Source organism: Thiomonas sp. (assembly GCF_034007205.1).
GTDB lineage: Bacteria > Pseudomonadota > Gammaproteobacteria > Burkholderiales > Burkholderiaceae_C > Thiomonas.
Map to the genome: position 1 here is coordinate 142,739 of NZ_JAVERI010000008.1, position 22,086 is coordinate 164,824.

General features: G+C 64.2%; 24 protein-coding genes and 1 pseudogene. 12 read left to right on the top strand and 13 right to left on the bottom strand.

The features are described 5' to 3' along the window. Positions 1–124 precede the first annotated feature (124 nt). The 6 genes and pseudogenes from RBR52_RS08605 (at position 125) to dcd (ending at position 6,472) form a co-directional block, all read left to right on the top strand. Positions 125–3,049, top strand: coding sequence for a ribonucleoside-diphosphate reductase subunit alpha (locus tag RBR52_RS08605; protein WP_320376788.1), 2,925 nt, complete (start codon positions 125–127; stop codon positions 3,047–3,049). 130 nt (positions 3,050–3,179) lie between these two features. Beyond that, positions 3,180–4,481 (top strand): ribonucleotide-diphosphate reductase subunit beta, encoded by a 1,302-nt coding sequence (locus RBR52_RS08610; RefSeq protein WP_320376822.1) that lies wholly within the window; start codon positions 3,180–3,182, stop codon positions 4,479–4,481. A gap of 478 nt (positions 4,482–4,959) precedes the next feature. After that, a pseudogene (locus tag RBR52_RS08615) lies at positions 4,960–5,346 on the top strand (histone); the annotation flags it as partial. Between the two features lie 6 nt (positions 5,347–5,352). Then, positions 5,353–5,508 carry a hypothetical protein gene (locus RBR52_RS08620; protein ID WP_320376789.1) on the top strand — a complete coding sequence of 52 codons (156 nt, stop codon included), beginning with the start codon at positions 5,353–5,355 and terminating at the stop codon, positions 5,506–5,508. A gap of 54 nt (positions 5,509–5,562) precedes the next feature. Beyond that, positions 5,563–5,886: a DUF167 domain-containing protein gene (locus RBR52_RS08625; protein WP_320376790.1), complete on the top strand. Its 324-nt coding sequence runs from the start codon at positions 5,563–5,565 to the stop codon at positions 5,884–5,886. A 19-nt stretch (positions 5,887–5,905) separates the two neighbouring features. Next, entirely contained in the window at positions 5,906–6,472 is a 567-nt protein-coding gene (gene dcd / locus RBR52_RS08630; RefSeq protein ID WP_320376791.1) for a dCTP deaminase, read from the top strand. 14 nt (positions 6,473–6,486) lie between these two features. Here the strand turns inward: dcd and argH are convergent, their stop codons facing one another. After that, positions 6,487–7,887: an argininosuccinate lyase gene (gene argH / locus RBR52_RS08635; RefSeq protein ID WP_320376792.1), complete on the bottom strand. Its 1,401-nt coding sequence runs from the start codon at positions 7,885–7,887 to the stop codon at positions 6,487–6,489. Positions 7,888–7,967: 80 nt separating this feature from the next. On the opposite strand from argH, the gene RBR52_RS08640 reads away from it, so the two are divergent. Together RBR52_RS08640 and RBR52_RS08645 are read left to right on the top strand one after the other, a co-directional pair. Then, positions 7,968–9,002, top strand: a complete 1,035-nt coding sequence (locus RBR52_RS08640) for a sensor histidine kinase (RefSeq protein WP_320376793.1) — start codon at positions 7,968–7,970, stop codon at positions 9,000–9,002. A gap of 175 nt (positions 9,003–9,177) precedes the next feature. After that, on the top strand, positions 9,178–9,987 hold the full coding sequence (locus RBR52_RS08645) for a LytTR family DNA-binding domain-containing protein (RefSeq protein WP_320376794.1): 810 nt from the start codon (positions 9,178–9,180) through the stop codon (positions 9,985–9,987). On the opposite strand, the gene RBR52_RS08650 is transcribed toward RBR52_RS08645, so the two are convergent. After that, positions 9,973–10,794 (bottom strand): undecaprenyl-diphosphate phosphatase, encoded by an 822-nt coding sequence (locus tag RBR52_RS08650; protein ID WP_320376795.1) that lies wholly within the window; start codon positions 10,792–10,794, stop codon positions 9,973–9,975. The genes RBR52_RS08645 and RBR52_RS08650 overlap by 15 nt on opposite strands. Positions 10,795–10,959: 165 nt before the next feature. Between RBR52_RS08650 and RBR52_RS08655 the strand changes: the two genes are divergently transcribed. From RBR52_RS08655 to RBR52_RS08665, 3 genes are all read left to right on the top strand, one after another. Further along, positions 10,960–11,565: a hypothetical protein gene (locus RBR52_RS08655; protein WP_320376796.1), complete on the top strand. Its 606-nt coding sequence runs from the start codon at positions 10,960–10,962 to the stop codon at positions 11,563–11,565. 111 nt (positions 11,566–11,676) lie between these two features. After that, positions 11,677–12,039: a c-type cytochrome gene (locus RBR52_RS08660; protein ID WP_320376797.1), complete on the top strand. Its 363-nt coding sequence runs from the start codon at positions 11,677–11,679 to the stop codon at positions 12,037–12,039. 18 nt (positions 12,040–12,057) lie between these two features. Further along, positions 12,058–12,414 (top strand): c-type cytochrome, encoded by a 357-nt coding sequence (locus RBR52_RS08665; protein ID WP_320376798.1) that lies wholly within the window; start codon positions 12,058–12,060, stop codon positions 12,412–12,414. Positions 12,415–12,475: 61 nt separating this feature from the next. Here the strand turns inward: RBR52_RS08665 and RBR52_RS08670 are convergent, their stop codons facing one another. The 4 genes from RBR52_RS08670 to tsaB all read right to left on the bottom strand — a co-directional run bounded on the left by RBR52_RS08670 (position 12,476) and on the right by tsaB (position 15,211). Further along, positions 12,476–12,775, bottom strand: coding sequence for a hypothetical protein (locus RBR52_RS08670; protein WP_320376799.1), 300 nt, complete (start codon positions 12,773–12,775; stop codon positions 12,476–12,478). A gap of 187 nt (positions 12,776–12,962) precedes the next feature. Then, the gene (locus RBR52_RS08675; RefSeq protein ID WP_320376800.1) at positions 12,963–13,832 is read right to left on the bottom strand and encodes a uracil-DNA glycosylase; all 870 of its coding nucleotides are present in this window, start codon (positions 13,830–13,832) and stop codon (positions 12,963–12,965) included. Positions 13,833–13,847: 15 nt separating this feature from the next. Next, positions 13,848–14,393 (bottom strand): ribosomal protein S18-alanine N-acetyltransferase, encoded by a 546-nt coding sequence (rimI, locus tag RBR52_RS08680; RefSeq protein WP_320376801.1) that lies wholly within the window; start codon positions 14,391–14,393, stop codon positions 13,848–13,850. Further along, positions 14,390–15,211 (bottom strand): tRNA (adenosine(37)-N6)-threonylcarbamoyltransferase complex dimerization subunit type 1 TsaB, encoded by an 822-nt coding sequence (gene tsaB / locus RBR52_RS08685; protein ID WP_320376802.1) that lies wholly within the window; start codon positions 15,209–15,211, stop codon positions 14,390–14,392. The genes rimI and tsaB overlap by 4 nt, the downstream gene beginning before the upstream one ends. A gap of 54 nt (positions 15,212–15,265) precedes the next feature. On the opposite strand from tsaB, the gene proC reads away from it, so the two are divergent. Then, entirely contained in the window at positions 15,266–16,099 is an 834-nt protein-coding gene (gene proC, locus RBR52_RS08690; protein ID WP_320376803.1) for a pyrroline-5-carboxylate reductase, read from the top strand. A gap of 3 nt (positions 16,100–16,102) precedes the next feature. Here the strand turns inward: proC and RBR52_RS08695 are convergent, their stop codons facing one another. From RBR52_RS08695 to RBR52_RS08725, 7 genes are all read right to left on the bottom strand, one after another. Then, positions 16,103–16,822 (bottom strand): pyrimidine 5'-nucleotidase, encoded by a 720-nt coding sequence (locus RBR52_RS08695; RefSeq protein ID WP_320376804.1) that lies wholly within the window; start codon positions 16,820–16,822, stop codon positions 16,103–16,105. Between the two features lie 80 nt (positions 16,823–16,902). After that, positions 16,903–17,763, bottom strand: coding sequence for a glycine betaine ABC transporter substrate-binding protein (locus RBR52_RS08700; protein WP_320376805.1), 861 nt, complete (start codon positions 17,761–17,763; stop codon positions 16,903–16,905). Further along, on the bottom strand, positions 17,763–18,623 hold the full coding sequence (locus RBR52_RS08705; protein ID WP_320376806.1) for a proline/glycine betaine ABC transporter permease: 861 nt from the start codon (positions 18,621–18,623) through the stop codon (positions 17,763–17,765). The genes RBR52_RS08700 and RBR52_RS08705 overlap by 1 nt, the downstream gene beginning before the upstream one ends. A gap of 111 nt (positions 18,624–18,734) precedes the next feature. Beyond that, a complete protein-coding gene (locus tag RBR52_RS08710; RefSeq protein ID WP_320376807.1) occupies positions 18,735–19,229 on the bottom strand; it encodes a glycine betaine ABC transporter substrate-binding protein in 495 nt (164 codons plus the stop codon). Between the two features lie 2 nt (positions 19,230–19,231). Beyond that, positions 19,232–19,621: a glycine betaine ABC transporter substrate-binding protein gene (locus RBR52_RS08715; RefSeq protein WP_320376808.1), complete on the bottom strand. Its 390-nt coding sequence runs from the start codon at positions 19,619–19,621 to the stop codon at positions 19,232–19,234. Then, positions 19,605–20,606 carry an ATP-binding cassette domain-containing protein gene (locus RBR52_RS08720; RefSeq protein ID WP_320376823.1) on the bottom strand — a complete coding sequence of 334 codons (1,002 nt, stop codon included), beginning with the start codon at positions 20,604–20,606 and terminating at the stop codon, positions 19,605–19,607. Before RBR52_RS08720 ends, RBR52_RS08715 begins: the two co-directional genes overlap by 17 nt. A 45-nt stretch (positions 20,607–20,651) precedes the next feature. Further along, positions 20,652–21,947 (bottom strand): ISL3 family transposase, encoded by a 1,296-nt coding sequence (locus tag RBR52_RS08725; RefSeq protein ID WP_320376809.1) that lies wholly within the window; start codon positions 21,945–21,947, stop codon positions 20,652–20,654. Between the last annotated feature and the right edge of the window lie 139 nt (positions 21,948–22,086).

The window sequence follows — 22,086 nt, forward strand, 5'->3', positions numbered from 1 at the left end:
GCCATGCTGCGAGTCTTCACTGACCCAGTTCCATCATTCATCGGTGCCCTGTTCGTATGCCTTCGTGCGCCTTCGTGCGGCGCCGGGCTTGCGGCGCGGCGCCATCTGTCCCAAGGAGTACCTGATGTCCCAGACCAGCACCACGACCGAATCGAATCCTGCAGTCCAGCACTTTTCACCCCAGGATGGGGTCACGGCAAGCCAGGCCGCATTGGGCGATTTTTCGGACTACAAGATCATCCGCCGCAATGGCGCGGTCGTCGGCTTCGAGCCCGGCAAGATCGCCGTGGCGATGACCAAGGCCTTTCTGGCCGTGCAGGGCGGGCAGGGGGCGGCCTCGGCCAGCATGCGCGAAACGGTGAATGCACTGACCGAAAACGTGGTGCGCGCGCTGCTGCGCAGCCGACCCAGCGGCGGCACGTTCCATATCGAGGACATCCAGGATCAGGTCGAACTCTCCCTGATGCGCACCGGCCAGCATGAGGTGGCGCGCGCCTATGTGCTGTACCGCGAGCATCGCGCGCAGGAGCGTGCCAGGCAGAAGGCGGCGGCAGTCGAACAGGCTGCCGTTTCAGTGCTGCATGTGGTCGACGACGGCGTGCGCAAGCCGCTCGATCAAGCCGCGTTGGTCGGCCTGATCGAATCGGCCTGCGCCAACCTGAGTGCGGATGTGAAGGGGGACCCCATCGTGGCGGAAACCCTGCGCAATCTGTACGACGGCGTGCCCATGCTGGAGGTCTACAAGGCCTCCATCCTGGCCGCACGCACGCTGATCGAGCGCGACCCCGATTACTCCAAGGTCACCGCACGCCTGCTGCTGCACACCATGCGCCGCGAGACGCTGAATGAAGACATTCCGCAGGAGAGAATGACCCAGCGCTACGCCGAGTATTTCCCGCGCTGCATCAAGGAAGGGGTTGAGCTCGAACTCCTCGACGAGCGGCTCGCCCAGTTCGACCTGACGCGGCTGGGAGCCGCGCTCAAGGCCGAGCGCGATCTGCAGTTCGATTACCTCGGGCTGCAAACCCTGTACGACCGCTACTTCCTCGCCAACCGCGCCGACACCCGGGTGAATAAGGACGGGCGTCGCATCGAGTTGCCGCAGGCGTTTTTCATGCGCGTGGCCATGGGTCTGGCTTTGAACGAAATCGACCGCGAGGCGCGCGCCATCGAGTTCTACGAGCTGCTGTCGAGCTTCGACTTCATGAGCAGCACACCGACGCTGTTCAACTCGGGCACGCGGCGCTCGCAGCTTTCGAGCTGCTACCTCACCACGGTGGCCGATGATCTCGACGGCATCTACGAGGCCATCAAGGAAAACGCGCTGCTGTCCAAGTTCGCCGGCGGGCTGGGCAACGACTGGACCCGGGTGCGCGCGCTGGGCAGCCACATCAAGGGCACCAACGGCAAGAGCCAGGGCGTCGTGCCCTTCCTCAAGGTGGTCAACGACACCGCGGTCGCGGTGAATCAGGGCGGCAAGCGCAAGGGCGCGGTGTGCGCGTATCTGGAAACCTGGCATCTGGACATCGAGGAGTTTCTGGAACTGCGCAAGAACACCGGCGACGACCGCCGCCGCACCCACGACATGAACACGGCCAACTGGGTGCCCGACCTGTTCATGAAGCGGGTGATGGAAGGCGGCGACTGGACGCTGTTCAGCCCCTCCGACGTGCCGGAACTGCACGACAAGTTCGGCAAGGACTTCGAGCAGGCCTACACCCGTTACGAACAGAAGGCCGCGCTCGGCGAGATCAGGCTGTTCAAGAAGATTGCGGCGGTGCAGCTCTGGCGCAAGATGCTGTCGATGCTGTTCGAGACCGGCCATCCCTGGATCACCTTCAAGGATGCGTGCAATGTGCGCAGTCCGCAGCAACACGTCGGCGTGGTGCATTCGAGCAACCTCTGCACCGAAATCACGCTCAATACCAACGAGAACGAGATTGCGGTGTGCAATCTGGGCTCGGTCAACCTGGCCGCGCATCTGAAGGACGGCGCCGACGGCTCCAAGGTCATCGACCAGGCCAAGCTCAAGCGCACCGTGCGGATCGCGATGCGCATGCTCGACAACGTCATCGACATCAACTACTACGCCGTGGCCAAGGCGCGCAACGCCAATATGAAGCATCGCCCGGTGGGCCTGGGCATCATGGGTTTTCAGGATTGCCTGTACCAACAGCGCATTCCCTACGGGTCGCAACAGGCCGTGGAGTTTGCCGACCGCTCCATGGAGGCGGTTTGCTATGAGGCTTACTGGGCGTCGAGCGAACTGGCGCGGGAGCGGGGTCGTTACGCCAGCTTTGGCGGCTCATTGTGGGACAAGGGCATTCTGCCACTGGACAGTCTCAAGCTCTTGGCCGAGGAGCGCGGCGGCTACGTCGAGGCCGATACCTCCAGCACGCTCGACTGGGATGCGCTGCGTGCGCACATCCGGCAGCATGGCATGCGCAACTCCAACTGCGTGGCCATCGCGCCGACGGCAACGATCTCCAACATCGTCGGGGTGGACGCGTGCATCGAGCCGACCTTCCAGAACCTCTACGTCAAGTCCAACCTCTCGGGCGAGTTCACGGTCATCAACCAGTACCTGGTGCGCGACCTCAAGGCGCGCGGGCTGTGGGATGCGGTGATGGCGGCCGACCTCAAGTATTTCGACGGCAGCACGCAGCGCATCGACCGCATCCCGGCCGACCTCAAGGCGCTGTACGCCACTGCGTTCGAGATCGACAGCAAGTGGATCATCGAGGCCGCAGCACGCAGGCAGAAGTGGATCGACCAGGCGCAGTCGCTCAACATCTACATGGCCCATGCCTCGGGCAAGCTGCTCGACGAAACGTACAAGCTGGCCTGGCTGCGCGGCCTCAAGACCACGTACTACCTGCGCACCCTCGGTGCCACGCATGCCGAGAAGTCGACGGTCAAGGCCGGCCAGCTCAACGCGGTGCCGCAAAGCCCAAGCGAGGCGACATCGGCGGCGGCACAGGCCGTGGTGCAGTCCGGCGACATCCGCTTCTGCGCCATCGACAACCCCGAATGCGAGGCCTGCCAGTAAGAGAGGCCAAACCCTGCGTCATCGTCATCGATGCGCCATCACAACACGCACACGGCACACTCGGCATTACTACTTCATCCGTGTTGAGCGTTTGCGCCGAACACTTGATAATTCACGAAAGGTCATGAACATGCTTACTTGGGACGATCCTCAACCAAACGCTGCAAACCCTGCGCAAGGCGCGCTGTTGCGCAGTTCACTGCAATCGATGGGGGCCACGGCGGGTGCGCAGCAAATGTTGCAGCCCACGTCGCAGACTCCCCCCACGTCGCAGACTCCCTCCACGTCGCAGACTCCCTCCACGTCGCAGACTCCATTTTCCCCGCCTGCTCCGCCTGCGTCGGGCTTGTCGTTGGGCTTGTCTCCTGCGGCTGATGTCTACAGCCAGCGTGCCGCATCGAACGATCGCGTGCGCGCCGAAGACAAGCGCATCATCAACTGCCGCGTCGACGTCAACCAGCTCGTGCCGTTCAAGTACAAGTGGGCCTGGGATAAATACCTGGCCTCGTGCGCGAACCACTGGATGCCGCAGGAGATCAATATGTCGCGCGACATCGCGATGTGGAAGGACCCCAATGGCCTGACCGATGACGAGCGGCTCATCATCAAGCGTAACCTCGGTTTCTTCACCACCGCCGATTCGCTCGCAGCCAACAACATCGTGCTGGGTACCTATCGCCACATCACCAACCCCGAGTGCCGCCAGTACCTGCTGCGCCAAGCCTTCGAAGAGGCCATTCATACCCACGCCTATCAGTACATCGTGGAAAGCATCGGCCTCGATGAAAGCGAGATTTTTAATTCCTACCACGAGATCGCCTCGATCCGCAACAAGGACGAGTTCCTCATTCCCTTCATCGACACGCTGACCAACCCGGCGTTCCGCACCTCGGCGTTCGGCGGCAGCGAACGCAACGATCAGGAGCTGCTGCGCTCGATCATCGTGTTCGCCTGTCTGATGGAAGGGCTGTTCTTCTACGTCGGCTTCACCCAGATCCTGTCGATGGGGCGGCAGAACAAGATGACTGGTGCGGCCGAGCAGTACCAGTACATCCTGCGCGACGAGTCCATGCACGCCAATTTCGGCATCGATCTGGTCAACCAGATCAAGCTGGAGAATCCGCATTTGTGGACGCCCGAGTTCAAGCGCGAGCTCACCGGCTTGTTCCATCAGGCCATCGATCTGGAATACCGCTATGCCGAAGACACCATGCCCCGCGGCGTGCTGGGGCTGAACGCTTCCATGTTCAAGGGCTATCTGCGCTTCATCGCCAACCGGCGAGCGGTGCAGATCGGTCTCGATGCCATCTTCCCCAACGAAGAGAATCCTTTCCCCTGGATGAGCGAAATGATCGACTTGAAAAAAGAGCGCAACTTCTTCGAGACCCGGGTGATCGAGTATCAGTCCGGCGGCGCGCTGTCCTGGGAATGACGCCAGAGGATTGCGTTTGAGGATTCCGCATGAATAACCTGCGAGCACGCACAACAGAGTGATTGACCGACTCCATTCCACCCCGATACGTCCGGCAGCGCAGAGCCGGCGGGTGGAGTCTCCTCCTCTGTTTTTTGTTGCGCAACGCATGGGGGCGTCCATGGCGATGCCTGACTCCTTGTTCCATCGATTCTGGCGCGCTGGTCTGCGCCTCATGCTCTGGGTGACCCGAGGTGAGGACGTGGCGCGCCGCTCTGCATTCCCCTCCGCAATGGCTTTGATGCCGCGGGAGGTGAATCCCCTGCACGGCCCAGCACTGAACCCATTGCCGAGCCGATCGCAGGAGGCGCCGGCTGAACGCCGTGCCGATGTCCCGTACTGGAAACCGCCGGGAGGCGGGGCCGTGAGGCGCTCGGACGCGATTTGGCGACCGGCTCAATTTCAAAAGACTTGATCAAGGAGAATCACCATGGCAACTGCAAAAAAAGCGGCACCGGCGAAGAAGGCTGCGCCCGCGAAGAAGGCCGCACCGGCGAAGAAGGCCGCGCCCGCGAAGAAAGTCGCGCCCGCGAAGAAGGCCGCGCCAGCGAAGAAGGTCGCGCCCGCGAAGAAGGCCGCACCGGCGAAGAAGGCCGCACCGGCGAAGAAGGCCGCACCGGCGAAGAAGGCTGCGCCCGCGAAGAAGGCTGCGCCCGCGAAGAAAGTCGCGCCGGCGAAGAAAGTCGCACCGGCGAAGAAGGCCGCACCGGCGAAGAAGGCCGCACCGGCGAAAAAAGCTGCGCCGACTCCAGCCAAGAAGGCTGCGACTGCACAAACCAAGCTGAACCCGCAAGCGGCCTGGCCGTTCCCGACCAGCAAGCCCTGAGAGTGTGTGAACAAATCCGCCATGACCGCTCATCGCGCCCAAAGCGCCCCACTCGGCGTTGCCAATGCGCGCCGTGCCGAGGGGCACGGCTGTGCTTTGCGCCTTGATTGGGGCATTTTGGGCGAGCTGCTCGGCCACGCCGGATTCATTCACACCCTCTGAGCGTTCAAGCCCTTCGAGCCCGAGTTGCATTCCCGGGCTCTTTTCCGCAACAACATGTCCTGCGCAGATGGCTTTCCTGGTTGGCTTCACCCGGATGGTTCGGCCTGTCTGCTCGAGGTCAGTGTCGTTCCCAATGCGCGCCGTACCGCAGTGGATGGAGAGCATGGTGGGGCTTTGCGCGTTCGGCTGGGGGCGCCCGCCGTGGACGGCAAGGCCAATGCGGCGTTGACCGATTACCTGGCGCAATGCTGCGATGTGCCGCGTCGAGCCGTGAAAATCAAGACCGGCCTGACCGCGCGGCGCAAGCGGGTGCAGATCGATGCCCCGGCAGGTGCGGTATGGTTGCGGCTATCTGCCTTATTGCCGCAGTCCGTTTGACCCAGACTGCCTCGACATCATGAGCATCAAATCCGATCGATGGATTCGCCGCATGGCGCAAAACACGGCGATGATCGAACCTTTCGAACCTGCGCAGGTGCGCGAGGTCGATGGGCGCCGCATCATCAGCTATGGCACTTCGAGCTACGGTTACGACATCCGTTGCGCCAACGAGTTCAAGATTTTCACCAATATCAACAGCACCATCGTCGATCCGAAGAACTTCGACGAAAAGTCCTTCGTCGATTTTCGCGGCGACGTGTGCATCATCCCGCCCAACAGCTTTGCGCTGGCGCGCACGATGGAGTATTTCCGCATCCCGCGCAATGTGCTGACCATCTGTCTGGGCAAGAGCACTTATGCGCGCTGCGGCATCATCGTCAACGTCACGCCGTTCGAACCCGAGTGGGAAGGCTATGTGACGCTGGAGTTCTCCAACACCACTCCGCTGCCCGCCAAGATCTACGCGGGCGAGGGCTGCGCGCAGGTGCTGTTCTTCGAGAGCGACGAGGTCTGCGAAGTCAGCTACAAGGATCGCGGCGGCAAGTATCAGGGCCAGCACGGCGTGACGCTGCCGCGCGCCTGACCGCACACGGCGCCTTACGCGTCGCCGAGCGCGGCTTGCCAGCGCGCCACTTGGGCGCGCACCTGATTCGGCGCCGTACCGCCCAGATGATCGCGCGCGGCCAGTGAACCCTGCAGCTTGAGCGCCTCGGGCGCGTCTTCGCCGATGAGGGGCGAGAAACTGCGCAGATCGTTCAGGCTGATGTCTTCCAGGCCGATGCCGCGCTCCACGGCAAATCGCACGGCTTTGGCCACCGCCTCGTGCGCGTCGCGGAAAGGCAGGCCCTTCTTCACGAGATAGTCGGCCAGGTCGGTGGCGGTGGAGTAGCCCTGCAGCGCGGTGCGTTCCATCGCCTCGGCCTTGACGCGGATGCCGCCCACCATGTCGGTGAAGATGCGCAGGGTGTCGATCACGGTGTCGGCGGTGTCGAACAGCGGCTCCTTGTCTTCCTGGTTGTCCTTGTTGTAGGCCAGCGGCTGGCCCTTCATCAGCATCAGCAGGCTCATCAGATGGCCGGTGACGCGCCCGGTCTTGCCGCGGGCGAGTTCGGGCACATCCGGGTTTTTTTTCTGCGGCATGATGCTCGACCCGGTGCAGAAGCGGTCGGCCAAGTCGATGAAGCCGAAGGCCGGGCTCATCCACAGCACCAGCTCTTCGCTGAAGCGGCTGATGTGCACCATGATCAGCGCCGCGGCGGCGTTGTATTCGATGGCGAAGTCGCGGTCGCTCACGGCGTCGAGCGAGTTCTGACACACGCCGTCAAAGCCCAGCAGTTCGGCCACGCGCGCGCGATCGATGGGGAAGGTGGTGCCGGCCAGCGCGGCAGCGCCCAGCGGCAGGCGGTTGACGCGGGCACGGCAGTCGCGCAGGCGCTCGGCGTCGCGGCCGAACATTTCCACATACGCCAGCAGATGGTGGCCGAAACTCACCGGCTGCGCCACCTGTAGATGGGTGAAGCCGGGCATGATGGTGGCGGCATGCTGCGCGGCGAGTTGCACCAGCGCGCGCTGCAGCGCGCGCAACTGCGTGAGGGTCTGGTCGATGCTGTCGCGCAGCCACAGGCGGATGTCGGTGGCCACCTGATCGTTGCGGCTGCGACCCGTATGCAGACGCTTGCCGGCGTCGCCCACGATCTGGGTCAGACGGGCCTCGATGTTGAGGTGCACGTCTTCGAGTTCGAGCTTCCATTCGAACGCGCCGGATTCGATCTCGGCGCGGATTTGCGCCATGCCGCGCTCGATGGCGGCGAGGTCTTGCGCGCTGAGGATGCCCTGCTCGCACAGCATGGTGGCGTGCGCCAGCGATCCAGCGATGTCGAACAGCGCCAGTCGCTGGTCGAAACCCACCGAAGCGGTATAACGCTGTACCAGCGCGCTCACCGGCTCGGAAAAACGTGCGGACCAGGCTTGCTGCTTGTGTTCGAATTGATCGTGCATGGATTGGGCTCGCGGCGGCGCCAGGGTAGAAACGTTCAATTTTAGAGAAGCCTTCAGGATCAAGCTGCTTGATGCCCCAGATGACTGAAGAATCGATCACCCCCATTGAAACCGTCGTGCGCCTGGACATCTGCGGCCCCGGCAGTCTGGTGCGCGCGCTCGTGGCGCTCAATCTGCTGCTGGGCCTGCTCATGCTGCTGCAATGGCCGCAAGGGGATGGTCGGATCGGCGCCTTGTTGCTGCTCTCGTGGGTGGAGCCTGCCGCGCTGCTCTGGCTGGCGCTGATGTGCATGACGCAAAGGCTGTGGCGGTTGCGCGGCTCGGCACTCGTGCTGCTCGTGGCCTTGGTGCTGGGGGGGGCGTCCGCGCTGGGACTGAATCTGATGGTGCAGCCCTTGTTTGATGCGCTCGCGCCTCACGCTGCGCAGCAACCCTGGCAGGCTGCACTGGCGGGGGCAGCGTTGGCGCTGGTGTTCGTGCATTACCTGCAACTGCGTGCCCGCGCGTTCACGCCGATCGACATGCAGGCGCGGCTGAGCGAACTGCAGTCTCGCATTCGTCCGCACTTTCTGTTCAACACCCTCAACGCCGCCAGCGCGCTGGTGCGCGAGCAGCCCGAGCGCGCCGAGGCCGTGCTCGACGATCTGGCCGAACTGTTTCGCGCCAGCGTGGGCAAGCCGGGCACGCTGGTCACGCTGGAGCAGGAAATGGACCTGGCGCGGCGCTACCTCGACATCGAGTCGGTGCGCTTCGGCGCGCGCATGCGGGTGCAGTGGCATGTCGACGACACCCTGCTGCAGATCCGCATTCCCGCGCTGACCCTGCAGCCCCTGGTGGAAAACGCCGTGCGGCATGGCGTGGAGCGCAGCAGCCGCACGGTGCAGATCGACATCGACGTGGCGCGCAGGCTCGGGCAGATCGAAGTCACTGTGCGCAACGATTTGCCCGCACTGGACGACGCGCCCGCGCCGCGCCGTCATGGCACCGGCACGGCGCTGCGCAACATCCGCCAGCGTCTGCATTTGCTGTACGACATCGCCACCGAAGTGGACCAGGGCGAGGTGGTCGAAGAAGGGGCGGCCCGCTGGCGCGCGCGGTTACGCTTACCGCTATGATCCCAGATCATTCAGTAGGCGGCGCTTCGCGCCTACGCGGACGCTGGCGGTCAGCTTGGGGCGTCTTCGCCACCGCCCTTCGCGCCCATAGTCCGAACCATGGGCTTGTCACTCGGCGTCAAATCCTTCCCCAATCTGCCTCGCCATCATTCCACGTCCTACTGAATCATCTGGGATGAACGTGCTCATCGTTGACGACGAACCGCTGGCCCGCAGCCGCCTGCGCCGCCTGCTCACCGAACTGCCCGAAACCGCGCAGGCGGTGGTCGACGAAGCGGCCGACGCCGCCGAAGCCTGGACGCTGCTGCGCGCACAGCGCTTCGACGTGCTGCTGCTCGACATCCAGATGCCGGGGCAGACGGGCATGGAACTGGCGCGGCGTGTGGCCGACGATCCCGGCTTGCATCATCCCGCCATCGTCTTCGTCACCGCGCACGAGCAGCATGCACTCGACGCCTTCGGTGTTTCCGCCGTGGACTACCTGACCAAGCCGGTGCGGCGCGAGCGGCTGGTGCAGGCGATGGGCAAGGCCATGCTGTGGCTGCGTGCGCAAGGCGCAGAGCAGCAGGCGCCCGACGGGGTGGATACGGTCTATCTCACGGTGCAGCATCACGGCGCGCTCAAGCGCGTGCCGCTGGCCGACATTCTGTACTGCCGCGCCGAAGCCAAATACACCCTGCTTCGCACGCCGCAACAGCAATATCTGGTGGACCTCTCGCTGGTCGATCTCGAGCAGCGCTACGCCGATCACTTCGTGCGCATCCATCGCAGTGCGCTGGTCGCGGCGTCCGCCATTCGTAGCCTGGAGCGGCCGATCCCTGTCCCGGACGGCGCTGCGACCGAAACCGAGGTTGGGATGGCCGATGCCGACAATGGCGTCTGGACGCTGCACCTGCACGGCGTGCCCGACACACTGCCCGTCAGCCGTCGGCGCGTCGCCGCAGTGCAGGCCTTGATGCGGGCATCACCCTCAACCCAGAATTAACGCCACCGCGCCCAGCAGCAGGCAGTAGATGCCGAAGGGCCGCAGCGCCTTTATCTCGTGTTCGGTGAACCAGCGCATCAGAAACCAGGTGGACAGCCAGGCGAACACGCCAGCCAGCACCCCGGCCACGGCAATCGTGCCCAGCAACTCGTGCGGCACGTTTGCGTGCAGCAGCTTGGGCACCTCCAGCACGCCCGCCGCAGCGATGATGGGTGTGGCGAGCAAAAACGAAAACCGCGCCGAGTCGGCATAGTTCAATCCCAGACCGAGACCGGCGACCAGCGTGGCCCCGGAGCGCGAGAAACCCGGAATCAAGGCCAGCGCCTGCGCCAGGCCGACGAGCAAGGCGCGCAGCCAGCTCAATTGCGGCAGGGCGATCAGCCCGCGCCGGTGCTTGAGCGCATCGCCGCCGATCAGCAGCAGGCCGTTGAGCATCAGCGCCATTGCCGCGAAGGTGAAGCCGCCGAACAGCGCCTTGATCCTGTGCGCCAGCAGCAGCCCGAGCAGCCCGGCCGGAATGGTGCCGGCGACGATCAGCCAGAGCAGCCGGGCATCCGGGTTGGATGCCTTGCCGCCCGCGCGCAGCCAGCCGCCGACGAGCCGCGCCCAGTCGCGCCAGAAATAGATCAGCAGCGCCGTGGCCGTGCCCAGATGCAGCACCACGATGAAGGGCAGAAACCAGTCTGCGGTGCGGTCGATGGGCCAATGCAACAGGGCCGGAATCAGAATGCTGTGCCCCAGACTGGAGATGGGGAACAGCTCGGTCACGCCTTGAAGGGCGGCGATGGCCAGAAGGTAGAGGTGCATGGAGGGCGCAGTGGTTGGTGTTGGGTTTTGTGACGCGGATTCTGACAGAGACATCCTTAGTCTCGTCTTAGCTTGCTGGCTTTGTTGCCATTTTTTACCGTTTCGATGTCACAGCCGGGTCATATGCACCTTTTACATTGAACCCCTATTTTTGGGGGGTCGATCATGTTGACTATGACCGATGTGTTGCGCAAAACCTCGGCTGGCCGCCGCGAGCAGCAGCAACGCAGCCAGACTCTGAGCGCCAGGCAGCGCCATGTGCTCATTCTGTGCGATGGCCAGCGTGCATTGGGTGAACTTTGCGGCTTGATGGGTCAGGAAGTGATCGATTTGGCGCATGATCTGATGCAGGCCGGGTTTGTCGAGCGGGTGGTGCCGGAGAATGCGCCGCAGACCGCGGCACGGGGGAAGGTGGAATTGGCGCCCAGTCAAGTGTCTGCATCGCAGTTGGCGCAGGCCGTCGAGCAAGTCTCTGCTTCACAACTGGCGCAGGCTGTGGCACCTCCGCCGCGGCGTTCACTGGTGCTGGCGCGGATGTATATGTTCGACATGCTCGAACGATTATTGGGCGCGCAAAGCGGCCCGGCTCGGGCGCATCTGCGCGCGGCCGATCAGCCACAGGCGGTACTCTCGGTATTGCGGGAATGCCTGCGTCTCATCGAAGAGCTTTCAGGCATCGAGCAGGCTCACAAGGTACGTCGGCAGTTGTGCGCCATGCTGCCCGAGGATTGCCTGGAAGGATTTGTGCCAAGCGGTGAAGTTACAGCTTGAAGCAAAAAGCATAGAGTCTGCGTTTTGTCAATTCAGGAACGTGTTAAGTCTTGACTGCGGCAAAATGACGCGATGAGGCTCGCCGCCTCCCTATAATGGGGCGCTTGTTTGATGGCTCTCAAGACTCTCGCGCCTGCAATGAAAAAAGTCCTCTTTCTCGCTTCTCTGATGCTCGCGGCTTCCGCCCATGCACAGAATGTGGTTGGCAATGCCGCAGAAGGCGCCAAGCTCGTGGCCACCTGTCAGGGCTGTCACAACATGGGAGGCGGCTATCGCTCTTCCTTTCCTGAAATTTATGCCGTGCCGATGATCAATGGTCAGAGTGCACAGTACATCGTCGATGCGCTCAAGGAATACAAGAACGGCAACCGCCGTTTTCCCACCATGCGCGCCATCGCCGCCTCGCTGACCGACCAGCAAATGGCCGACATTGCCGCCTACTACGCCACGGCCAAAGGCCAGCCCATCCAATAACACGCGCGGAGATCTTCGATGAACAAACTCGTTCTGCTGGCAGCGGCCAGCCTGGCCCTGGCGCAAATGGCCCACGCGGCCGACATCAAGAAGGGTGAAGAACTGGTGAACAAGGGCGGCTGCATCGCCTGCCACGGTGCCGGTCTGGACAAGCCCATCGCCCCCAACTACCCCAAGCTGGCCGGCCAGTACCAGAGCTATCTGTTCCACGCCATGCAGCAATACCAGGCCAAGCACCAGACCCCGCTGTACGGCCGCAACAACGCCATCATGAGCGGCATGGTGGCGCAGTACGACACGCAGGATCTGCAGGACATCGCCGCCTACATCGCCAGTCTCAAGGGCGATCTGTACATCCGCAATGAAATGCATTGATCTTCATTGGCAACCACGAAAAAGCCCGGCATTGCCGGGCTTTTTCGTGGGCCGATGATCCTCAGGACGACAGTTCGGCGATGATGCGATAGAGCAGCCGCACGGTGAGGATCACGTACACCGCGCCGAACAGGAAAATCAGCGACACGATCATGCGGATGGAATCGGCTGGCAGGGTGCTGAAAAAGGGCGAGACCAGATAGCCTGCAGTGAACAGCGCGATCAGCGCGGTCAGCGCCTTCCAGGCCTTGCCGACCTGCCCACCGGGAATCTTGCTGCGCAATAGCAAGACATCGACCAGACCATAGATCATGATGGCAATGCCCAGGGCATTGATGAAAAACGCGGTATCGATCTGCATGTCTCTCTCCTGGTTTGCGGGCGGCGCGGGCCATACCCCTGTATGACCTTGCGTTGCATAAACGCCGCGCAGCACGCTTTGTTTGATTTTTGACATTGTTCCGGGCGGCACCGCTTGTGATGCTCAGGGTCAACCCCGATGCACGGTTTTTCTCTGCGGAAAGCGTGAAAAAATTCGCAGTTTCGGCTTATTCAGGCTGCACAGGCTTGGTATGGGCCAGGTCGCGGGCGAAGCACAGGTCGCGCCAGACGCGCGCCTTGTCCGCAGGGTTGCGCAGCAGATAGGCCGGGTGATAGCTGACGATCACGGGGATGCCCTCGAACGCATGCACTGTCCCGCGCAACTGGCCGATGGGTGCGTTGCTGCCCAGCAGGCTGTGCGCCGCGAACCGTCCCAGGGCGAGAATCAGATGCGGCTGGAGCAAGGCCACCTGGCGCTGCAGCCAGGGCGCGCATTGGGCCACTTCATCGGGCTCGGGGTTGCGGTTGCCCGGCGGACGGCACTTGAGCACATTGGTGATGTAAACGGCGTGCTCTGGGTCGTCGGATTGGCGGTCCAGGCCGATGGCCTGCAGCATGGCGTCGAGCAGCAGCCCCGCAGCGCCGACGAAGGGCTGTCCCTGGCGATCTTCTTCAGCGCCGGGCGCCTCGCCGACGATCATCCAGTGCGCTTGCCTGGAGCCGCTGCCGAACACCGCCTGGTGCCGGCTGCTGCCGAGCTTGCAGGCGCGACAGGCCTGCACGCCGGCTTCCAGCCCGGCCCAGTCCATGCGGGCGATGGCTTCGGCCCGCGCGGCATCCGTTGCCGGGATGGAAGCAGCAGGTGGTGCAGGGCTGGCCCGCCTGGACGGTGGCGAGAGGGGCTTTGCGACCTCGGGCTTGACAACTTCGGGCTTGAAAACTTCGGGCTTGAAAACTGCGGGCGTTGGAATGACCTCGGGTGCGGGCTGGGGTCGCTGTTCGCCGAGGACTTCCCGCCGTACAAAGAGCGGCCCCAGGCCGAGCGCCTGCGTCCACAGCAGGGTTTGCGGTGTGAGACGGGCGCGGGGCTTGGTCATGCGGTCAGGGGTCAGTCAGGCCGGACGCAGACCTCGGCGTAGCAGCAGATCGCCGACCTGCGCGGACATCACCAGGGCGTCCTCCCGGCTGGCGCGCCCGTGCGTATCGACCGATGGGTAATAGTCGCGCCGACGGGCGATGGGATAGAAGCCGTAGCGTTCGTAGATGCGCACGGCATGGGTATTGCTCGGGCGCACCTCCAGCCAGAGCAGGAGAGCGCCGTCCGCCCGGCTGAGCAAGACCAGCGCATCGAGCATCAGCAGGCTCAGTCCCTGACCCTGCACCTCGGGGGCGACCGAGATATTGAGCAGGTGCATTTCTTCCACGCCGGGCATGGCGACGAAATAGCCGCGCACGGTGTCGGCCGCGTCGGTGAGCACCTGCGCGTGATATTGCGCGGTGAGCGAGTCGGCGAAGTTGCCCCGGCTCCAGGGGAAGCCGTAGACCGAAGCTTCGATCTGCGCCACGGCGTCGAGGTCGGCCGGGGTCATCGGCCGCAGCGTGTAGACCGACTGCATCGCAGCGGCGATCGGCTCGTGTGGACGCAGGCGGGCGTTCATGCGCGGGCCAGCTCGCGCTCCGCCGTGGTCAAGGCCACTTTGTCGCGCACATAGACGGGTTGGGCCAGCGCTGCGGCAACGGTCAGCCCGGCGGCGTGCTGCTGCAGCGACAGCCGCGCCACGGAGGCGGCTGACGGCGTGCACGCCACGGCGCGCAACACAGCGCGGTTCAGGGCGGCCAGGCGCGGGTTGTCGCCGGTGTGAATGGCAAAAGCGGCGCATAGCTGATCCGCATGCTCGCTCCAGGCGTTGCCGCAGGCCAGCAGCCGCGGCAGCGCGCCCGATTCCAGATGCTCGGGCAGATCGGCCAGCACTTCGGCCCAGGCCAGCCCGGCAAGTTCCGGCCGCTGCACGGCCGGCGGGTGCAGGCTCTGCCAGCCCGATGGGGTGGCGCGAAACAGCTCCCAATACAGCTCACCCATGCGCGCATCGTTGGCGGCGAGCACCACCGCGCCGGGTTCGGCCTCCACCGGGTCGGGAAGCACCAAACCATCGCCCTGCAGCAACGCAAAGGCGGTTTCCGCTTGCGCCATGAGGGTGTCGATACGCGCCACAGGGCGGTGCAGGGCGTAGGCCAGCCCCTGCGCAGCGGAAGCGGCGGTGCGCAGCCCGGTGAATGCGCCCGGCCCCGCGCCCATGCCGATCAGGTCGAGATCGGCAAATTGCAGCCCGGCGGACTGCAGCAACTCGGCGCACAGCGGCAGCAGCCGCTGCGAGGCGCGCGCGCCGCCGGCTTCGTCAGCGGTGCGGCAGCGGCCATCCACGCTGAGCGCAACGCTCAGGGCTTCGGTGCTGGTGTCAAAGGCGAGGACGCGCATGGAGCGGGAATTATCGGTGAATTGCCGCGTGCTGTTTGCGGCAATAATGCGCGCATGAAAGCGAAACCCACTTTGCCCGTCACCGCCTTCATCGGCGGCGGCAATATGAGCAGCGCGCTGATCGGCGGCCTGCTGACTTCGGGCGCGGAGCCCGCGAACCTGCGCGTGGTCGAGCCCTTCGCCGAGCAGCGCGCGCGGCTGCAGCAGCGTTTTCCCGGCGTGCAGATTCTGGAGGCGCCGAGCGCCGCATTGCGCCAGGCGCAGGCCGTGGTCTGGGCGGTGAAGCCGCAGCAATTCGCTCAGGCGGCCAGCGAGTGCCGCCCTCATCTTGGCGATGCGCTGCAGGTCAGCATCATGGCCGGGGTGCGTTGCCGCGCCATCGAGCGGCAGACCGGGGCGCAGCGCATGGTGCGCACCATGCCCAACACCCCGGCGCTGATCGGCCAGGGCATCACCGGGCTGTTCGCCAGCCCGCAGGCCAGCGGGGCCGACCGCGCGCTCGCCGATGCTCTGCTGGCCCCGGCGGGGCGGCGGGTGTGGGTGGAGCGCGAGGAACTGCTCGACGCAGTGACGGCGGTCTCCGGCTCCGGCCCGGCCTATGCGTTTTATCTGGCCGAAGCCATGACGCGGGCCGGTGAAGAACTGGGCTTGAGCGGCGCGCAGGCGCGCGAACTGGCGCTGGCCACGCTGGCCGGGGCAGCGGCGTTGGCGCAGGGCAGCAGCGAGCCTTTGGCCACCTTGCGCGCCAATGTCACCAGCAAGGGCGGCACCACGGCGGCGGCGCTGGCGGTGTTCGATGAGGCGCAGATGCAGGCCACCATCGTTCGCGCCCTGCACGCCGCCGATCAGCGCGCCAAGGAGCTGGGCGACGCGCTGGATGCGGGTTGAGACTCACGCCAGGCGTCTGAGCTCGTTCAGACTGCGGATGCGCGCCGCGACGAAATCCGGCCGCCCATGCAGGCCGGTGCGTTCCATCGGCAGATCGCGCCTTCTGCGCACAGCGCGGCGGGCGTAGCGCACCATCCAGGCGCCGCGCAGCCCGATGCGGCGCGCGGCCTGCAAATGCCCTGGCGTGTCTTCGACCAGCACACACTGCGCGGGCCGCAGACGATTACGGGCGAGCACATGGCGCAGCATGCGCGCATCCGGCTTGGGACGCAGCCTGTGAAACATCGCCATGTCTTCGACCGCGATCAGGCCATCGACCAACCGCCAGAGCCTGAGGTGCTTGAGCACGCGCCGGGCATAGTCGCGCGGGGCGTTGGTGAGCACCAGCTTGCGGCCCGGCAGCCGCGCCAGCGCCGCGCGCTCGCTGCCGTCGCAGCGCAGCATGCGCGGCAGGTGCGGGAAATCGTGTGTCTCGCGCAAGAACTGCGCCGCATCCACGCCGTGTTCGTGCATCAACCCCAGCAGCGTCGCGCCGTAGCGTTGCCAGAAATGGGCGCGGATACGGTTGGCCTCTTCCCGCTGCACGCCCAGATGCCGTTCGATGAAGGCCGTCATCTCGGCGTTCATCAACGGAAACACCCGCCAGGAGGCGTCATGCAGGGTGTTGTCGAGATCGAGCAGCCAAACAGTCTGCGGGCGGGTCTGCAAGGATGAAAACGGCATGAAGGTATCGGCCATAAAAAACCGCCGCAGTCGCGCGGCGGTATGCATTGGAACCGATCCAAAGGGACCGTTGGCTCCGGTCAGGCCTTGGTCCAGCCATCGACCTGCGTCTGATGCGCACTGATCCACTGCGCGGTGACTTCAGGCATGCTCTTGCCGCCGTTGAGTTCGACCATCATGGCCTGAATGTCATCCAGCGGCAGCTTGAAATCGCGCAGAAATTGCACCACGCGCGGCGCGCTCTTTTCCAGCTTGGGATTGATGATGGCATCGATATGGCCGCTCACGCCGTAGATGTGCTTGGGATCTTCGAGCGTCTTGAGCGGGAACTGCGCCCAGATGCCCAGCGGCTTCCAGGCGGTGACCACGATCCAGTTCCTGCGCTCCACCGCACGCTTGAGCTGGGCCTGCATGGCAGCGGTCGAGCTGGTCAGCAGCTCCATGTCCTTGAGGCCATAGGCCTTGATCGCCTTTTGGGTATTGATCATGATGCCAGCGCCCGCTTCGATGCCGGTGATGCGGTTCTTGAACCTGGCGTGATGGGCTTCGAGTTCGGCGATGGTGTTGATGGGCACGTACTTCGGCACCGCCAGGCCCAGCCAGGTGCCTTCGGTGATGGCGCCCAGATCGACCACGTCTTTTTTGTATTTGTCCCAATACACCTGATGGGTGGTTGGCAGCCAGGCGGTGAGCATGGCGTCGGCGCGGCCCGAAGCCACTGCAGCCCACATCGGCCCGGCGTCGGTCGAAGTCAGATGCGTGGGATAGCCCAGCTTCTCCTGAATGATGCGCGCGGCGATATGCGTGGTGATGTTGCTGCTCGGCCAAGAGGCGACATAGGTCATGCTGACCGGGGCCTTGTCAGCCGCTGAAGCGGGCATGCCCGTGACAGCCGTGGCGGCGGCAACCGCGCCGAGCGAGAGGAATTGACGTCGTTGCATCAGTGTTTCTCCTTGTTGAGACGACCCAGCGACTGGGTCAGGCGATCGAGGATGATCGCCAGAATCACCACACACAGGCCGCCGACGAAACCCTTGCCGACGTCGAGTTGCGTGATGCCTTCGAGCACCACATTGCCCAGGCCGCCGGCGCCGATCATCGCGGAGATGACCACCATCGAAAGGCCGAGCATGATGCTTTGGTTGACCCCAGCCATGATGGACGGCAGGGCTGAGGGAATCTGAACTTTGGTGAGCAGTTGCCACCAGGTCGCGCCAAAAGACTGGGTGGCTTCGACCAGTTCGTGCGGCACTTGGCGGATGCCCAGCGTGGTCAGGCGAATGAGCGGCGGCAGCGCGAAGATGGTGGTCGAAATCACCCCGGGCACCAGTCCCAGGCCGAAAAAGATGACCGCGGGCACCAGATAGACGAAGGCCGGCATGGTCTGCATGATGTCCAGCAGGGGCCGCAGCGCTTTTTCGAGCAGACGGCTCTTGGCGCTGAGAATGCCGGTGGGCACGCCGATGAGGATGACCAGCACCTCGGCGGCCAGTACCAGCGCCAGGGTCTTGATCAGATCGTCCCAGTAACCGAGGTTCCACACCAGACCCAGCCCCAGAATGCTGAAAATCGCCAGAGACCAGCCGCCGGGGCGCTTCCAGCCCATCGCGATCAGGGCCAATACGGCGACCAGTGCGATGAAGACGGGCTCGGGTAGCCAGCCCAGTCCGGTTTGCAATCCGGCGATGAGAAAGTGAACGCCGTTGGTGATGGAGTCGAATGCCGCTGCGTAATGATCGGTCAGGGCGTTGACGCCGTTGCTGACCCAGTCGCCAATGGGAATCGGTTGTCCAAGTGTCATAGAAGATTCTCCTTATCGGTGTGCCCAGGGCAAAGCTGCACCTGTCTGCAGGCCAGCGGTGTGCCGTTGCAGCGCCAGGAAAGAGGGCTCGAAGGCCCAGGGCGATGCGGATCAGGCCGCTGCGTTTTCAGGCTGGTGCGCCAGCCATTGCTCGGCGATCTGCTCCACCGATTGACCGCTGGAGAGTTGCAGCAGCATGCTGGCCAACTCGGCCTGCGAGAGATGAAAAGTGCGTAGCCAGTCGACGACCTGCGGCGCTCGGCGCTGCAGTTGCGGGTTGATCACCGTGTCCATGTGGCCGATACCGCCGAACACGCCCTGCGGATCGTCGAGGAAATGCAGCTTGAAGTCGGCCCAGATCCACAGCGGCTGCCAGCCGGTGACCACGATCCAGTCCTTGCGAGCGATGGCGCGCTTGAGCTGGATGGTCATCGCCGCGGTCGAACTGGTGACGAGTTCCATCGGCGCGAGGTGGTAAGTCTTGATGGCCTTGCTGGCCATCATGTTGACGACCGAACCGGATTCGACGCCGTAGATCTTGTCGTGAAACTGCGCGTGATGCGCCTGCAACTGCGCAATGGTCTTGACCGGCACGTAGTCGGGCACGGTCAGGCCAAGGCGGGTGCCTTGCCTTGGTAGTAGGCGCCCAGATGCTCCAGCTTGTCGCGCAGCTTGTGGTAATAGACCTCGCTGGTGCCGGGCAGCCAGACGGTGAGGATGAGGTCGGTACGCCCGCTGGCCACCGCCTCCCACATCGGCCCCGGTTCGCTGGAAACCAGTTCGACCGGAATGCCAAAGCGCTTGCGCACATAAGCGGCGACCAGATTGGAGGGGATATTGCTGCTCGGCCACGCCTTCACATAGCCCAGGCGGATGGGGGTGGGCGCGGCCTGCGCCACGGCCCAGGGCAGCAGCAGGCTGCCCGCGGCCAGCTGGGTGGCGCGGCGACGAGACAGGTTGGGCAGCGGCGTGGCCGCAGTGTCAGGTTTGCGGGGCATGGTCGATCTCCTGGGTGTCGAAAGCGGGCGCAGCGGACTCGTTGGCGGGTTGCGCTGTTGGCGCTGCGGTGTCTGCCGCAGGGACGGCGGCGTTTTCCGTGTTCAGATCACCTTGGGCCAAGGCCGCGATCAGGCTGCTCTTGTCCACCACGCCGATCACGCGGTTGCGCGCATCAACGATGCACAGCGGAGAGCCTTCGGTGTTGACGCGCTGGATCAGGTCGGCCAGCTTGGCGTCGGGCGTCGCGGTGGGCAGCGGGCGCACCCGCGCCAGGCTGATGCGTTCGGCGTCGCGTTGGGCGGTGACATGAGCCAGTTCGATGAAGCCCTTGAGGTTGCGCGCGCTATCGATCACGATGAGACCGCTGAATCCGCTGCGCTCCATCTTGCGCAGCACGGTGCGGGCTGAATCGCGGATGTTCGCTGCCACGCGCAACGGCTGCATGATCTGCTCGGCGGTGAGCACCTTGGTGCGGTCGGCCCCTTCGACGAAGGCCGAAACATAGTCGTCAGCCGGCGCAGACAGGATTTGCTGCGGCGTACCGATCTGGATCAGGCGACCGTCCCGAAGGATGGCAATGCGCGTGCCAATCTTGATGGCTTCGTCCAGATCGTGCGACACGAACACAATCGTCTTGCCCAGCCGCTCCTGAATTTCGAGCAAATCATCCTGGAGCTGACTGCGAATCAGCGGATCGAGCGCGCTGAAGGCCTCGTCCATCAGCAAAATCTCCGGGTCGGCCGCCAGCGCGCGCGCCAGACCGACGCGCTGCTGCATGCCGCCCGATAACTCCGAGGCGTAACGGTTTTCGTAGTTTTTCAGGCCGACGGTCTCGATGACCTGCATAGCGCGATCCTGTCGCTGCGCCTTGGGCATGCCCTGAATCTCGAGACCGAATTCCACATTGCCCAGCACCGTGCGGTGCGGCAGCAAGGCGAAGCTCTGAAACACCATGCCAAACTTCTGGCGCCGAAGTGCGCGCAGGGCCTTGAGGCGGCTCTATGCCGTTTCGTGTGGAACGCAACGATCTCATTTCTTCATGGCCGGAGCGAACGGATGATCTGGCAGATGCTTGAGCTTGGACATGCGCAGGTAGGCGATGGCGATGAAGTGGGTTGCTGTGCGGAAGCCCCGAGCGGCCCGCTTGGCCTGTTGCAGCAAGCCGTTCATGGCCTCGACGAAGGCATTGGATCGGTTGTCGATCATTCCCCGCACGACGGCGTCGGCGCGCTCGGTGATCGTCTTGGCCAGCTTCTTGAACGGCTCGAGTCGACAGCGTCTGGCCCAACTCAGCCAGGCGTTCAAGTCCGCGCGGGCCAGCTGCGCATCGTTGCTGGCCGCAGCCCGAGCAAAGACCTCGCGCAGCGCCATTTTCAACCGCCACGCCCGGGCACTCTTCAGGCCCGAATGCTGCAGCCAGTGCATCGCCTGCGTTTGCTGGATCGACCAGCCGTCGGGGTTCTTGCGCATCCCCCACATCAGGCCCTTGAGGGTCTTGCGGTCCGTCGTCCCCAGGGCTTGGGCCACCGCCTTTGGATCGTCACGCATCTCGGCTTGGCGAACCTTGTCCATCGCATCCACAGCCATCGCCACGACATGGAATCGGTCGTAGCTGATCGTCGCATTGGGCAACGCCACGCTCACGCCCTTGGCGTAGGCCGCGCTCATGTCCTGGCACACCTGTCGCACCTGCTCGGGATCCCCGCCGTGGGCCTTCAGATCCACCGCGAAGTCCACCACCGTCTGGTGGTCACGCCCCTCGGTGGCGAACAGCAGCCGCTTCGTGTCGAGGTCATGCACCACGGTGATGTAGCTCTGCCCTTTGTGCAGGCTGGTGTCGTCGATCCCCACGATCTGCACGGCGCTCATGTCATCCAGGGCGCGGGCCTCGCTGACATAGTGCTCGATGCGCCGCCACAGTTGCTTGTCGGCACAGCGCAACAGGGCGGCGGCTTGGCGCACCGGAAGCTCCCGACACAGGGCCAGCGCGAGCGCCTCGAACAGCGCAGTGAAACCCGAGCCCTCGCGCGCCCAGGGCACGCCCACCTGCGCCGTCTTGCCGCACGCCGTGCAGGCCACGCGCGGCACATCGGCATGCAGCCAAGCCTCGTACTGGAAAAAGTCCAGATGTCGCCACGCGCGGCGCAATCGGTCATGGATGCGCTGCTCTGCAGCGCCACAGTGCGGGCAGGTCAGGGTCTTGGCCGTGCAACGCACCTCGAAATCAATGCGGCGGCGCGTCGTGTCGAGTTCGACCTTCTCCACCTCCCACGGAGGAACAAGGCCCAATGCACTCGTGAACAACCCCTCGATGCCAACGCTCATGTCACCCTCGATTTCATCCATTCAATGCCGCCCGGTGGACATGTGGACAAGCCGCTTCGCGCCTTGCCCACATGTCCACCGGCCCCGACCACCATCAACCATTGTGATTGTTGCATTCCACACTAAACGACGAAGGGCC